The organism is Rhizobium sp. IY2, assembly GCF_047532935.1.
In the GTDB taxonomy this organism is placed as follows: Bacteria; Pseudomonadota; Alphaproteobacteria; order Rhizobiales; family Rhizobiaceae; genus Rhizobium; species Rhizobium anhuiense.
The window spans coordinates 16,906-29,482 of sequence record NZ_JBLKNU010000005.1; the positions used below are offsets into that span (position 1 = coordinate 16,906).

Annotated in this window: 13 protein-coding genes and 1 pseudogene; 9 read left to right on the forward strand and 5 right to left on the reverse strand. The window is 59.0% G+C overall.

Annotated elements, in window-relative coordinates:
- The first annotated feature begins 190 nt into the window (after positions 1-190).
- A complete protein-coding gene (locus ACMUVN_RS17870) occupies positions 191-841 on the forward strand; it encodes a TetR/AcrR family transcriptional regulator (RefSeq protein ID WP_414815351.1) in 651 nt (216 codons plus the stop codon).
- Positions 842-1,258: 417 nt separating this feature from the next.
- Positions 1,259-1,366: pseudogene (locus tag ACMUVN_RS17875) on the forward strand (3-oxoacyl-ACP reductase); the annotation flags it as partial.
- Between the two features lie 206 nt (positions 1,367-1,572).
- Here ACMUVN_RS17875 and ACMUVN_RS17880 read toward each other — a convergent pair.
- Genes ACMUVN_RS17880 through ACMUVN_RS17900 form a run of 5 tightly spaced genes read right to left on the reverse strand, consistent with a single transcriptional unit; the run spans position 1,573 to position 6,173 of the window.
- Complete coding sequence (locus ACMUVN_RS17880) at positions 1,573-2,772, reverse strand: ABC transporter substrate-binding protein (protein WP_414815352.1); 1,200 nt, start codon at positions 2,770-2,772, stop codon at positions 1,573-1,575.
- A 29-nt stretch (positions 2,773-2,801) separates the two neighbouring features.
- Positions 2,802-3,797, reverse strand: a complete 996-nt coding sequence (locus ACMUVN_RS17885; protein ID WP_132576166.1) for a branched-chain amino acid ABC transporter permease — start codon at positions 3,795-3,797, stop codon at positions 2,802-2,804.
- Positions 3,794-4,675, reverse strand: coding sequence for a branched-chain amino acid ABC transporter permease (locus ACMUVN_RS17890; protein ID WP_132576164.1), 882 nt, complete (start codon positions 4,673-4,675; stop codon positions 3,794-3,796). Before ACMUVN_RS17890 ends, ACMUVN_RS17885 begins: the two co-directional genes overlap by 4 nt.
- Positions 4,675-5,385 (reverse strand): ABC transporter ATP-binding protein, encoded by a 711-nt coding sequence (locus tag ACMUVN_RS17895; RefSeq protein ID WP_063474714.1) that lies wholly within the window; start codon positions 5,383-5,385, stop codon positions 4,675-4,677. Before ACMUVN_RS17895 ends, ACMUVN_RS17890 begins: the two co-directional genes overlap by 1 nt.
- Complete coding sequence (locus tag ACMUVN_RS17900; RefSeq protein WP_047613876.1) at positions 5,382-6,173, reverse strand: ABC transporter ATP-binding protein; 792 nt, start codon at positions 6,171-6,173, stop codon at positions 5,382-5,384. Before ACMUVN_RS17900 ends, ACMUVN_RS17895 begins: the two co-directional genes overlap by 4 nt.
- A gap of 226 nt (positions 6,174-6,399) precedes the next feature.
- Between ACMUVN_RS17900 and ACMUVN_RS17905 the strand changes: the two genes are divergently transcribed.
- The 7 genes from ACMUVN_RS17905 to ACMUVN_RS17935 are packed head-to-tail and all read left to right on the forward strand — an operon-like array spanning position 6,400 to position 12,409.
- Positions 6,400-7,590 carry a cytochrome P450 gene (locus ACMUVN_RS17905; RefSeq protein WP_047613874.1) on the forward strand — a complete coding sequence of 397 codons (1,191 nt, stop codon included), beginning with the start codon at positions 6,400-6,402 and terminating at the stop codon, positions 7,588-7,590.
- Positions 7,590-8,615 carry an amidohydrolase family protein gene (locus tag ACMUVN_RS17910; RefSeq protein WP_132576162.1) on the forward strand — a complete coding sequence of 342 codons (1,026 nt, stop codon included), beginning with the start codon at positions 7,590-7,592 and terminating at the stop codon, positions 8,613-8,615. The genes ACMUVN_RS17905 and ACMUVN_RS17910 overlap by 1 nt, the downstream gene beginning before the upstream one ends.
- Positions 8,616-8,643: 28 nt before the next feature.
- Positions 8,644-9,573, forward strand: coding sequence for an ABC transporter substrate-binding protein (locus ACMUVN_RS17915; RefSeq protein ID WP_132576160.1), 930 nt, complete (start codon positions 8,644-8,646; stop codon positions 9,571-9,573).
- 21 nt (positions 9,574-9,594) lie between these two features.
- Complete coding sequence (locus ACMUVN_RS17920; RefSeq protein WP_132576158.1) at positions 9,595-10,263, forward strand: 4-carboxy-4-hydroxy-2-oxoadipate aldolase/oxaloacetate decarboxylase; 669 nt, start codon at positions 9,595-9,597, stop codon at positions 10,261-10,263.
- Between the two features lie 58 nt (positions 10,264-10,321).
- Positions 10,322-10,810, forward strand: coding sequence for a cupin domain-containing protein (locus tag ACMUVN_RS17925; protein WP_312865584.1), 489 nt, complete (start codon positions 10,322-10,324; stop codon positions 10,808-10,810).
- 2 nt (positions 10,811-10,812) lie between these two features.
- Positions 10,813-12,054 (forward strand): FAD-dependent oxidoreductase, encoded by a 1,242-nt coding sequence (locus tag ACMUVN_RS17930; RefSeq protein ID WP_132576154.1) that lies wholly within the window; start codon positions 10,813-10,815, stop codon positions 12,052-12,054.
- 16 nt (positions 12,055-12,070) lie between these two features.
- Positions 12,071-12,409, forward strand: a complete 339-nt coding sequence (locus tag ACMUVN_RS17935) for a 2Fe-2S iron-sulfur cluster-binding protein (protein WP_246714031.1) — start codon at positions 12,071-12,073, stop codon at positions 12,407-12,409.
- Positions 12,410-12,577: the final 168 nt, after the last annotated feature.

A 12,577-nucleotide genomic window follows, 5' to 3' on the forward strand; every position in this document is an offset into this window, starting at 1 on the left:
TCGCACATCTTCATCGCAGGCAGTTTACGTCCCGATGTCGGCAGAACTACTTGCATCAAAACAGTATTTTCTCATGCTTCGAACGGAGCTGATCGGTAAGATTTCCAAAAATCCCATGCATTGTTCTGAAAATGGTTTCGTGACATGACCGGCCTATATACGCTGCGATTGAATGAGGAATCGAGCAGGCATGGCGACGAAAATAAGCCCGGAACGGCGTGCGCAGATCGGCGTGGAGAAGCGTGCGCGTACCCGGGCGACTATCCTTTCAGCGGCGTTTCATCTGCTTGGCCGTCCAAACGGGAGGTCAACGCGTATCGAAGAAGTGTGTGGGATCGCCCTCATCTCACGGGGGACCTTTTACAACTATTTCTCTGACATTGACGAGCTGTTCGAGGTGCTCACCTATGAAATGAGCCATGAGTTCAACGTTGCAGTGCAAGAGCTCATGCGAACACTTCCTATCTGCGCGATGCGGGTTGCACTGGCCATCCGTTATTACCTGCATCGCGCGCGCCAAGATCATTCCTGGGGTTGGGCGATGGTCAACCTTTCCAGTGTCGGGCCCATTTTCGGTTCGGATACGTTCCAATACGCAACGGCGTCCGTTCAGGAGGGCATCGAGTCGGGCGAATTCAAATTGCAAAGCGTCACGATCGGGCGAGATATGATGATTGGCACCGTTCTCGCGTCGATGACAACGCTTCTCCGGCAAGAGCAGGAGCACGATCATCCTGAAAAGGTCGTGCGCCAAATTCTGTCAGCCTTTCAGGTGCAGCCTTCCATCATCGACGACTGTGTGGCGATCGAATTGCTCGATTTGCCACTCCAAGTGCCTTGAATTTTAGGGCAGCATGCAGCGAGGTTGGAGCGGGGCTTTGACGGGTGATGAGGATGTGCGGGTCATGGCCTGAGTTCGCAGCGCGTTGACGAGTTGGAGGAAGAGTTGCCGCCCCATTTGGGGATGGGCAGATATCCACGCTGCGATCAGTAAGCCGTGTTCAAATGAACAGGTGGAATGCCAAGGCGAGGTGACCGCGCGGTATGTCAATTGCGCGGTAGCGCCTGCGAACGCGAAACAACGGCGTCCCCATCGCATCCAACATGGAACCAAGAGGAGCTTTTGCACCGAGAGTGTCGAGGGGTTCGGGTCACCGTCAAAGGTTCGTTCGATGATGCGGGCTTTGCCGGTTACGTCGCCCGTCGGGTTGAAGATCGCCATCTGTCCCTTCCGCAGGGAGCCGCATCACGCCTCCGCAGCGCCAGCAAGGTTCTCGACGCCCGCGTCATCAACAAGGAGGAGTGCACCTCCAGCATCATCGTCAACCTGACGGCGGTGTTCAATCTCACGCAGGGTCGTTATCCGACTGACGAGTGAATTCCAGGCCTGCTCCTTAGTACCAATCGGGACGTACGAATGCATGACGACCAAGAGCGCCGTCCTGCCGCGAAGATGTCGACAATTCCCGCGCTCGTCGTTCAACTATCGGACCCGGTAAATTTTGCCGCCCATGCTTGCCAAATCTGCCTCACCTGTGTGGGCGCCGGTTGCCGGCACCCACTGGTAGGGAGCTATTCGTATGTTTTGCCTTCAAAGTCCAAGACGCCACCGAGCGGTGCGTATTCTTGGCCATCGAACTGGTATAGCTGGAGTGCCTCCACGGGGTAGATGTCGGATCCTTCCTTGGTTGTCATTGTGATGCCCTCTTGGAGCAATGGGTTCTTCCAACCGTCCATGTTGTGAACGACCTTCATCAGCTCTTCGCGGGTGGGGTCCTTGAGCTTTTCGAGGGACTGGACGAGCGTGTCGCCAATTGCATATCCGGTCTGGCCAATCGTATTGGCGAAGACGAAGTTCACCTTGGCTGCTTTTATGGCGTCGAGATAGTGATCGACGCCTTCGTCACCGGATTTCTGATTGCTGGTGATCGGCTTTAGGAAGTCGGAGGTGATGATACCCTTGGCATTTTCCAGGCCGACTGACTGGAGAACCGGATACGCCGATGACAAGTTGGTGACCAGGGTTAAAGGCTTCCAACCGCTTTCGGACTGGAAACGGATGGCCTCGCCCCCCTGGCGGGGCGCGGCGATAATAACCAATGTATCAGCGCCAGAAGCTTTCAGAGTATTTAGCTGGGTCTCGACAGTGGGGTCCTGCGATGTCACCGGCTGGCGTTCGATCACCTTGATGTTCGTTCCGTCGATTGCGCTATCGAAGGCCTTCATGAAGGTTTGGCCCGTCTCGGTGTTCAGATACAGGAACGCCACCTTTGCGTCGGGCTTGTTGATCTGAAGATACGCAGCAAATGAGTCTGCTTCGGTTGAAAACGACGGTACGAAGCCAACCTCCCACTCGGGTGCGTTCAGGGAGACGACACCGGAATACATGAAAACGTTCGGGACTTTCTTCTGCGTGATGTAACGGCCGATCGCCAGATTGTTTGGCGTCGCCGCGGTGCCGACGAGAGCAAATACCTGATCTTTCTCGACCATCTTGCGGACATTCGCCAAGGTGCGCTGGGGATCAAGGCCATCATCTTCGATGATGAGATCGATCTTGCGGGTCTTGCCGTCGCCCATCTTAACGCCGCCTTCGGCGTTGGCCTGCTCGACGCGCGCTCGTATGCCTTCGGCGACACCGCCGACGACCGCGACCGGTCCAGTCAGTGGTCCCGTGACACCAATTTTAATGGTGTCGTCGGTAACACCCGGCGACGGTTCCGCAGCATTGGCATTGCTTGCCGCGAGCAGCACCGCGACAGCCAGCGGCATTGCGCTTCCTGTCAGTATAGAAATAAATCTCATATCAGTTCCTCCCTTGTTTCAATTTGGCGTCGGCTACTCGCCATCCTCCGAAAAGTCATCGAGAGCCATTTTTCGATGAAGCCAGTGACCCCATTGCGCGCGACCATCATGATCAGAATGAGCGCAAGGCCGTAGATCAGATTGCCGAGGCTCAGGTTGATGTCAGATGCCCAGGTCGGGACGAAGACCATGAACAGGCCGCCGAGAAATGCTCCGACGATACTGGTAACGCCGCCGACAATGCTGCCGATCACGATGTTGATGGACAGGATTGCCAGGAACGACTCCGGGCTGATGAAACCACTGATGATCCCGAACACTCCGCCGCCGAGTCCCGCGAGCGCCGAGCTTGCGGCAAATGCCCAAAGGCGAGTACGTATCAGGTTGATGCCGAGCGCTTGGGCAATCTGTGGATTGTCCCGCTGTGCCCTGAGCGCGCGCCCGTTGTCGCCGAAGAGCATTAGCGAGACAAGCAGGGCACCGATCCCCGCGCAAGTGAGCGATATGATGTAGAGCCACAACTCGGGATTGTCCGGCATGAAGCTCGGAGGTTCGAGGGCATCGATTGGAAGCCCCGACACTCCACCCGTCAGGCTCCCCATCTTGAGCAGCAATTGCGGGAACGCGGCCGCGATACCAAATGTCACGATGGCAAGCTGCAAGCCCTGAAGCCTGAGTGCCGGAAGGCCGATGGCAAGCCCGACGACGGCCGCCACGGCTGCAGAGACAGGCAACGTTACGAGCGGCGAGATGCCGTAGGTGGCATTGAGGATCGCCGTCACGTAAGCGCCGACGCCGAACAGCGTTCCCTGCGCAAGGCAAATTTGGCCAGCGAACCCCATTAGCAGGTTCAGACCTAAAATAGCGATGGCGTAGGCGATCGCGATCGCCACCTGCTGAAGTGCGTATCCCGGCACAAAGACTGGGATAAGGATCGCGACGATCGCAAAGAGACCGAACTTGAGAGCCGCCGCGCGGAATCCGTCATTCATAGTTTTGTCACCTTGTAGGATCCGAACAGGCCGACGGGCTTCACGAGCAGGATGATGAGCGTGAGGGCGATCGGCACGGCGATGCGCATGTCGGCGCCGATGAACGAGAGGTAGCTGGCACCTAAGCTCTCGGCGACGCCGACGGCGAGGCCGCCGACGATTGCGCCAAGCGGACTGTCCCAGCCGCCGAGCGTTGCTGCAGCGAGCCCGTAAAAGAGGATTGGCGTCATCATCGTCGGGCTGAGGAAGAGCCGAGGGGCAATCAGGATTGCGGCAAGTGCCCCAATAACGGCGGCAAAACCCCAGCCCAACATCAGCATGCGTTCGACATTCACGCCGACAAGTACGCTTCGGGCATGGTCGAAAGCCGCCGCACGCATCGATAGGCCAAGCCTGGTGAACCGGAAGATAAAGCCCATCGCCAAAGCGATAACAAAAAGGATCGTTAGCGTGCCGATGGCGGAAGCGAGCACGCGAACGCCGCCGATATCCCAACCGCCGTCAGGGAAGAGGCTTGGGAACGAGAGTTGTTCGGCGCCCCACATCCACATGCACGCCGCTTGGAAGAGGACGAGGATGCCAAGGGTGATGACGACGACCGCCTCCACGGGAGCGCTCAACATCGGCCGGATAATCAAGCGGAAAGTCACAATCCCAATAGCAAACGCCACAATGAGGCTCGCGAGGACGGCGAGCCAGAGCGGCGCACCCCATTGCATCAACTGCCAGGCGACATAGGCGGAAAAGGTCGCCATCTCGCCCTGGCCGAAGTTGACGACGTTGGTTGCCCTGAAGATGAGGACGAGCGCCAGGGCGAGCGCCGCGTAAATTGCGCCCGTGGTCAGGCCGCTGACGACGAGCTGGAAGAAGAGGCTCATCAGGCAACTCCCAGGTAAGATTTCTTGATGTCTTCGTTGGCGATCAGCTCGGTTGCCGCACCGCTTGCCACAATCTGGCCGGCCTCGATAACGAAGGCCCGGTCGGCATATTGAAGGGTGATGTCGACATTCTGCTCGACCACGAGCAGCGTCATGCCGTGATCCTTGTTGAGCGTCTTGAAAATCGCCAGGATTTCCTGAGTGATCGAAGGGGCGAGCCCGAGCGATGGTTCGTCGCACATCAGAAGCTTCGGACGAGACATGAGCGCGCGTGCGACAGCCAGCATCTGCTGTTCCCCACCGCTAAGGTTTCCCGCAAGCTGATCGCGCCGTTCACGCAGACGCGGGAATGTCTCGTACCAGCGGTCCTTGTCCTCTCTCACTTGTGATCGGTTCGACACGATCGTTGCCCCGAGGGAGAGGTTTTCATCGACCGTAAACTCGGAGAAAGTCCCGCGCCCCTGGGGTATGTGAGCAATGCCGAGCGCAAGGCGCTTCTGCGCGACGATCTTGTCGAGCGCCATTCCAGAAAAGGCAATCGAGCCTTTGAATGGGAGCAGTCCGGAAACGGCACGCAGCAGCGTCGTCTTCCCAGCCCCGTTGGAGCCGAGCAGGGCGACAAATTCGCCTTCTCCCACTGAGAAAGAACAGTCGAACAGTGCCTGCGTCTTGCCGTAGAACACGGAGAGGTTCTTGAGATCCAGCGTCATGCCGCCTTCCCGAGGTAGGCGGCAATCACCGCGTCGTTGGACTTGATTTCGGAAGGGGTGCCTTCGGCCAAGTTGCGACCCAGATGCAAGACAACGATCCGGTCGCAAAGGCTCATGACCAGCCCCATGTGATGCTCGATGAGAAGAATGGAGAGGTTCCGCTTGCGTCGGATGCCATCGACGAGCGACCCAAATTCGTGGACCTCGCCGTGCGTCAGTCCGCCGGCGGGTTCGTCAAGCAGAAGAATTTTAGGCTCGGCGGCAAGCGCGCGAGCGATCTCCATACGCTTCTGCAGGGGATAGGAAAGCGATCCGGCCGCGCGCGCGGCGAGCTCGACCATGCCGACCTCTTCAAGCACCGCCATAGCCTTCTCGCGTGCAGACCGTTCCTCCGCCCTTATCCGAGATGGAGCGAAGATCGCTTGAGCGAACTTGCCGCCAAACCGGTGATGCGCCCCGAGCATGACATTCTCCAGAACGGTCATCGAGCCATAGATACCGAGGTTCTGGAAGGTCCTCGCGATGCCCATTCCGATCATCTCGCGCGAACCGACGCCTTCGAGTGGCTGACCGCCAAGCATGATGGATCCGCTTGTGTAATTTACGAGCCGGGTCGCCGCGTTGAGAAATGTCGATTTGCCTGCTCCGTTCGGCCCGATCAAGCCACAGATTTCTCCTGCCTTCACGGAAACCGACACATTGGTCAGGGCTTTGACGCCGCCAAACTGCACGGAGACATCCCGCGCCTCAAGCACAAGGCGCACCTCGGCGATGCTGCTGTTGCTCACTGATTTCCTCCCTTCCGAAGCGGTCTCTCCACGGCCTGTCGATTTCTCTTGTTGACAGCCAACCTCGCTTTGGATACCTATCAGTATCCGAAGACGTTTCGGTATGTCAAGCATCAATCGCGTGGCGATTGCTCCAAAGGAACGTCCTGAAAATGCATGCCGCCGGGTTGGAGAACATGGTGGCGGATTGGCGAAGACCCCGCGACGCGGGTGAGGGAGGAAATCAATGACGGGAACGCACACCGAACTGACGGGCGAAAATCTCTATAGGGATCCCTATCCCGTCTACGCGAGGCTTCGCGCGGAGGAGCCTGTGGCCTTCTTCGAAGGCACGAAAGAATATTTCATTACGCGGTTCGACGACTGCCGCACGATCGGCGGCAACGACAAGGTGTTTGGACCGTCGGGCTCAGCCGACCGTCCGGAAGCTCGCGTCATGGGCATGCCGAACGTCCTGACCATGTCTGGTGAAGATCACCAGTGCCTCCGTCAGGGTATCGACGAAAATCTCACGCAGGAACGCGTGCGCTCGTTCGTCGAAGGTCTGACGCGCCCGGTCGTGCAGCGTTATATCGACTCCATCAAGAAGAATGGCGAAGCGAACCTGACAACGGAACTCTTCGAGCCAATCTCGGTGCGGTGCATTGGCGACGTCATCGGCCTGACGGAGACGCCAAACGAAACCCTCGTCGAGTGGTTTCACGCGATGGCGCTCGGCCTGCAGAACGTCAGCAATGATCCGGCCATATGGAAGCGACTGGACGACGCGCTCGCCGACATCGACAAGCAGATGGGCGATCTTTACCAGGCGTGCCTATCAAAGCCCAACCACTCGCTGCTCAGCCATGTCATGTATGGCGGCATGGCAAAGGGCGAGGTTCGCAGCTGGGAGGAGATTTCTCCGACCATGCGCGTCATCATCCTTGGCGGTCTCCAGGAGCCGGGGCATGCGGCGGCGAATGCCTGCACGGGTCTTCTTTCGAATCCCGACCAGGCGAAGCTTATGGCCGAGCAGCCGCAGGAAAACGCGATGCGCGCCTTCGATGAGGGCTTGCGCTGGATCGCCCCGATCGGCGTAACACCGCGCATCGCCAAGGAAGATTTCGAGATCGCCGGAACGGTCATCCCAGAGGGGGCATCCGTCGCTATTGTCATGGGGTCGGCCAACCGCGATGAGACGCGTTTCGAAGATGCCGACCGTTTCGACATGTTCCGCAAGAAGAAGCAGCACCTGTCATTCGGCTTCCGTCCGCACTTCTGTTCCGGCCACTTCCTGTCGCGTGCGATGGGTGAGATTGCGCTTGCCGAGGTGTTCCGGCAGTTGCCCGATCTTCGTCTCGATACTTCGCGGGAGATCACAGGCAAGGGCTGGCGGTTCCGTGGCATCTCCGACCTTCCTGCGAAGTGGAATGGATGATGTCTTTGATCATCGACTGCCACGGCCACTTCACGACGGAACCACCAGAGCACCATGCCTTCCGAACGGCGCAAGTCGCCTATGCGGAAGGCAAGTCCTCCGAGCCGCCGATCTATCCGGGGATACCCGACAAGCAACTGCGCGACATTATCGAGGCGAACCAGCTTAAAATTCAGCGCGAGCGCGGTTCGCACGTGACGCTTCTCAGCCCGCGCGCCTCCGGCATGGGTCATCACGTGCCGGGACCGTCGGTCGCCAAGGAATGGTCGCGCCTGTCGAACGACAATGTCGGCCGGATCGTCGACATGTTCCCGGATAATTTCGCAGCCGTCTGCCAGCTTCCCCAAACAGTTGATGGCGACCTGTCTGATGTCATCGAGGAGTTGGAGCGCTGCGTCGAAAGCGGCTTTGTGGGCTGTAATCTCAACCCCGACCCGTCAGGCGGGCGTTGGAGCGCGCCGCCGATCTACGATCCATGGTGGGACCCTATGTGGGAGGCCATGGTCGCCCTCAGGGTCCCAGCGATGATCCACGTTTCGAGTTCCTGCGAGCGGTGCCTTCACATGACGGGTGCGCACTACATCAACGCGGATACGGCGGTATTCATGCAGTTGATTCAGGGAGAGCTGTTCGAGCGCCATCCGGAACTCAAGCTTATCATACCGCACGGAGGCGGGGCTGCGCCGTATCACTGGGGCCGTTATCGCGGCCTGTCGATCATGCTCGAAAAGCCGGGCCTCGACACGCACCTCATGAACAATGTGTTCTTCGACACCTGCGTCTATCACCAGGCGGGCATCGACACGCTCTTCCGCGTCGTCGACACCAAGAACATCCTGTTCGGATCCGAGCTGCTCGGCGCAGTCAAGGCGATCGATCCGGAGACGGGGCACCCGTTCGACGACACCAAGAGATACATCGACCAGCTCACGCTTGATGACGAACAAAGACACGCAGTCTTCGAAGGAAACGCACGTCGGGTCTATCCGCTTCTGGATGAGCGGTTGCGCAAGCGCGGCCTTTGAAGCCTCGAAATTGTCAGGGAGAAAACATATGGCTTCCAGCCAAAGTCTAAGCCTCGCGGGCGGGGCGCAAGGGTTCAACTGGCTCCCGGTCTTCGTGGCCGAAGAGCATGGAATTTTCGCCAAGCACGGGCTGGTGATCGAATACAAGAAGATGGGCACCGTCGACAAGGCGACCACCGCGGTTGTCGAAGGCGAGGCCGATCTTGCGATAACGCCACCTGAAGGTGCCGTCTCGAACTTCGTCAAAGGCGGCGAACTCAGGGTCATCGCCTCGAATGCCAATCGCCTGCCGATGTCGCTGGTCGCTCAGCCTTCGATCAAGAGGATCGAGGACCTCAAGGGCAAAAAGGTCGGCACATCGTCGCTGACAGAGGGCACGGCGATCTACACCCAGATGCTGCTGTCCCAGGAAGGCCTGCGGTATCCCGGCGACTACGAATTCGAACTCGCCGGCATCCACACCAAGCGCTGGGAAGCCCTGCAGACGGGGGAAATTGACTGCGCCCCGCAGCCCGCGCCATGGAATTTCCTGGCTGAACGTGATGGCTACAACCTGATCGGCGAGATCAATGATGTCATCCCCGAGATCGTCTTCGCCGCTGTCATTGGCCGCAAAAGCTGGTTGGATCGTAACCGTGATGTGGTCGGCCGTTTCCTCAAGGCATTGTTCGAGGCCTATTCGATCACGAACGACCCGAGCCGCGAAGAAATCACGCTTCCGATTTTCCAGCGCATTACCACGAAGGACGACACCGAACTCGCCTCGCGCGGCCTCCACTACATGCGCGACATGGGTATGTGGCCCGGCGATTTGTCCATTCCGCAACGTGCCATGGATACCACGGTCGACTTGATGATCCGCGCCAACCTGCTTGACGGATCAGCCAGATCCAGCGCCGCAGGCGTGTTTGATCGCAGTTTCCTCCAAGGCGCGGTCGGCTGGTTGAATCACGTTTGATTCCATCTCGAGAGGTTCCCAATGAAGGTAATGACCAAGACACCGCGAACGGATCGCGAGACATGCGAAGCCTTGGGTAAGCTCGGCGTCGCTACAGTCCATGAAGCGCAAGGCCGGAAGGGATTGCTGGCCCCGCATCTGCGCCCCGTGATCGACGGCTCGCGCATCGGTGGCACGGCGCTCACATGCGAGGTGCCACCGGGTGACAATTGGATGATCCATGTCGCGCTTGAGGTCGCGCAGCCCGGCGACATCCTGGTCGTCACACCAACTTCGCCGTGCACGGACGGATATTTCGGCGATCTTCTCGCGACATCGTGCAAGGCTCGCGGAATTCTGGGACTCGTGATCGATGCCGGCGTACGCGATGTCGCTGACCTGCGGTCCATGAACTTTCCCGTTTGGTCGAAGGCAATATCGGCCCAAGGCACGGTCAAGGAGACGCTCGCGAACGTCCAGGTCCCCGTGGTCTGCGCCGGAGCCCACATCGAACCCGGCGACGTCATCGTCGCCGACGACGATGGTGTCTGTGTCGTCAAGCGCGATGAGGCCGCGATGGTCCTCGAAAAGGCGCGCCAACGCCAGAAAATGGAAGACGAAAAGCGCGGTCTCTACGAGAGAGGCCAACTGAGCCTCGACATTAACAACATGCGTCCGCAGCTTGAGGCGAAGGGCTTGATCTATGAATAGGGCAACGCAACTGCGCATACCCCGGCGCGTCGTCACAGGGATTAGTAACGGCAGGTCAGTGTTCATCAGCGACGGCCCCGCACCCAATGCCCATGTGTACGGCTCTGTGCCGGGCCACCTTACCTCGGTCCTTTATGCAACTTCGGCGAAACCCAGCCTTCCGCAAAGTCATGCGGAGCAGGCGCCGCCGCAAATCCTGATCACCCCCGAACCGGGCCAGACGAAGCTGATGATCGTCGTCTTTCCGCCAGACTCGGTATTCGCAACCATCGATCCAGCGGCCGCGGTTGAGGAACAGGCGATGCACATCCCCGGCCTGATCCAGGCGTTCGAGCCTGATGCACCCGGGATGCACACTACAGATACCATCGACTATGACATCGTACTCGACGGTGAAGTGTGGCTTGAACTCGATGACGGCGCCGAAACGCTGCTGAAGCAGGGCGACGTCGTCGTCCAATGCGGCACGCGCCACGCCTGGCGCAACAAGGGCGACAAGCCCGCGACCATGTGCTTCGTCCTCATCGGTGCTGAAAGAAAGTCGTGACAATGACGCAGGAGCATCACAATGGCTTCTTCGACTGCATCATCGTCGGCGGCGGACATGGCGGCTCGCAGTCAGCGGCGGCGCTCAGGCAGTCCGGGTTCACCGGACGCATTGCCCTGATCGGCGCTGAGGCGGAAGTTCCCTACGACCGCCCTTCGCTTTCGAAAGAATATCTCGCAGGCAAGAAATCCTTCGAAAGGATGCATCTGAGGCCGGGGGACTTCTGGACCTCCCGGCAGGTGGAACTGATGCTGGGCAGGCGTGTGACCACCGTCGATGCGGCAGCCCATGTCGTCGTCACCGACCTGGGCGAACGCTTCTCCTACGGCAGGCTCGTGTGGGCGGCCGGTGGCGAACCGAGGAAGCTTTCCTGCTCAGGCAGCGAGTTGGCCGGAATCTGCTATATACGCAACAAGGCAGATTGCGACGCGCTCGTCGAAGGCCTTCCCGACGCCGAAAGGATCGTGATCGTCGGCGGCGGTTATGTCGGTCTCGAAGCGGCAGCCGTGTTCCGAGAGATCGGCAAGGAGGTCACTTTGGTCGAGGCGCTCGACCGCGTACTCGCGCGCGTGGCCGGGGAAACGGTATCGAGGTTCTACGAAGCCGAGCATCGCGCACATGGCGTCGACATCCGCCTCAACTGCGGTGTCGGTTCGCTGGAAGGTTCCAACGGCCGCGTCAAGAACGTGGTGCTTGCGACCGGCGAGAAGATCCCAGCCGATATCGTCGTGGTCGGTATAGGCATTGTCCCTTCGGCCGGCCCACTGACCGAGGCGGGCGCGGAAGGCTTAAACGGTGTGGATATCGATGAGTTATGCCGGACATCCCTGCCGGACATTTACTGCATTGGAGACTGCGCCCGGCTTAGACATGGCCGCGGCATTCGCATTGAATCTGTGCAAAACGCGACGGATCAGGCGACGACTGCCGCGAAGGCGATCTGCGGCGAACTCAAGCCCTACGATGCAACGCCCTGGTTCTGGTCCAATCAATACGATTTGAGAATGCAGACCATCGGTCTCAACTACGGCTTTGACAGCGTGGTGACGCGCGGCAATCCCTCCAGTCGGAGCTTCAGCGTTATTTATCTGAAGGACGGGGCGGTTCTGGCCCTCGATTGCGTCAATGCATCCCGAGACTACGTGCAAGGACGAAAGCTTGTCGATAGCTCAGCGAGGATCGACCGCGACGCCTTGGCGGACACATCGAAACAACTCAAGGAACTTGGCCCAGAAGTGCTGTGAGGCATTCGAGGCCCGAATGAAAGTGGAGGAAAAAATGTCCATGATATCAGTGCGTACGCGGGATGGAGAGCTGCATAGTTTCGAGGGAAGGGTGGGCGCTTCGCTGATGGAGAACATCCGAGGCGCGGGCTTTGATGAGCTGCTCGCAATGTGTGGCGGGTGCCTTTCCTGTGCCACCTGCCACCTCTACGTCGAGGAGCTACCGAAGACCGCAACTCTGGCAGAGCCCTCGATCGACGAGAGTGAGTTGCTGGAAGGCTCCGACTACCGCCAAGAGAACTCGCGGCTTTCCTGTCAGATCCCCTTTGACGAGACTCTCAGTGGAATCGTCGTTCGCATCGCCCCCGAAGATTAACAATAGATCCGCTCGCATCACGGGCGGATCTCGAGGACTATTTGCCAATGCTGCCGGGCTAACGAGTGAATGCCCGGCGGACGAACCTGACGACCCAACATCCCTTTATTCGATCGGCTCAGCCTGCAATTGGCCCTGTGCCATACTTCGCCATCCAGGGTAGACCGT

Coding starts and splice junctions, on each gene's coding strand:
- ACMUVN_RS17870 (WP_414815351.1), top strand. CDS start 191: ATGGCGACGAAAATAAGCCCGGAACGGCGTGCGCAGATCGGCGTGGAG.
- ACMUVN_RS17880 (WP_414815352.1), bottom strand. CDS start 2,772: ATGCCGCTGGCTGTCGCGGTGCTGCTCGCGGCAAGCAATGCCAATGCT.
- ACMUVN_RS17885 (WP_132576166.1), bottom strand. CDS start 3,797: ATGAATGACGGATTCCGCGCGGCGGCTCTCAAGTTCGGTCTCTTTGCG.
- ACMUVN_RS17890 (WP_132576164.1), bottom strand. CDS start 4,675: ATGAGCCTCTTCTTCCAGCTCGTCGTCAGCGGCCTGACCACGGGCGCA.
- ACMUVN_RS17895 (WP_063474714.1), bottom strand. CDS start 5,385: ATGACGCTGGATCTCAAGAACCTCTCCGTGTTCTACGGCAAGACGCAG.
- ACMUVN_RS17905 (WP_047613874.1), top strand. CDS start 6,400: ATGACGGGAACGCACACCGAACTGACGGGCGAAAATCTCTATAGGGAT.
- ACMUVN_RS17910 (WP_132576162.1), top strand. CDS start 7,590: ATGTCTTTGATCATCGACTGCCACGGCCACTTCACGACGGAACCACCA.
- ACMUVN_RS17915 (WP_132576160.1), top strand. CDS start 8,644: ATGGCTTCCAGCCAAAGTCTAAGCCTCGCGGGCGGGGCGCAAGGGTTC.
- ACMUVN_RS17920 (WP_132576158.1), top strand. CDS start 9,595: ATGAAGGTAATGACCAAGACACCGCGAACGGATCGCGAGACATGCGAA.
- ACMUVN_RS17930 (WP_132576154.1), top strand. CDS start 10,813: ATGACGCAGGAGCATCACAATGGCTTCTTCGACTGCATCATCGTCGGC.
- ACMUVN_RS17935 (WP_246714031.1), top strand. CDS start 12,071: ATGAAAGTGGAGGAAAAAATGTCCATGATATCAGTGCGTACGCGGGAT.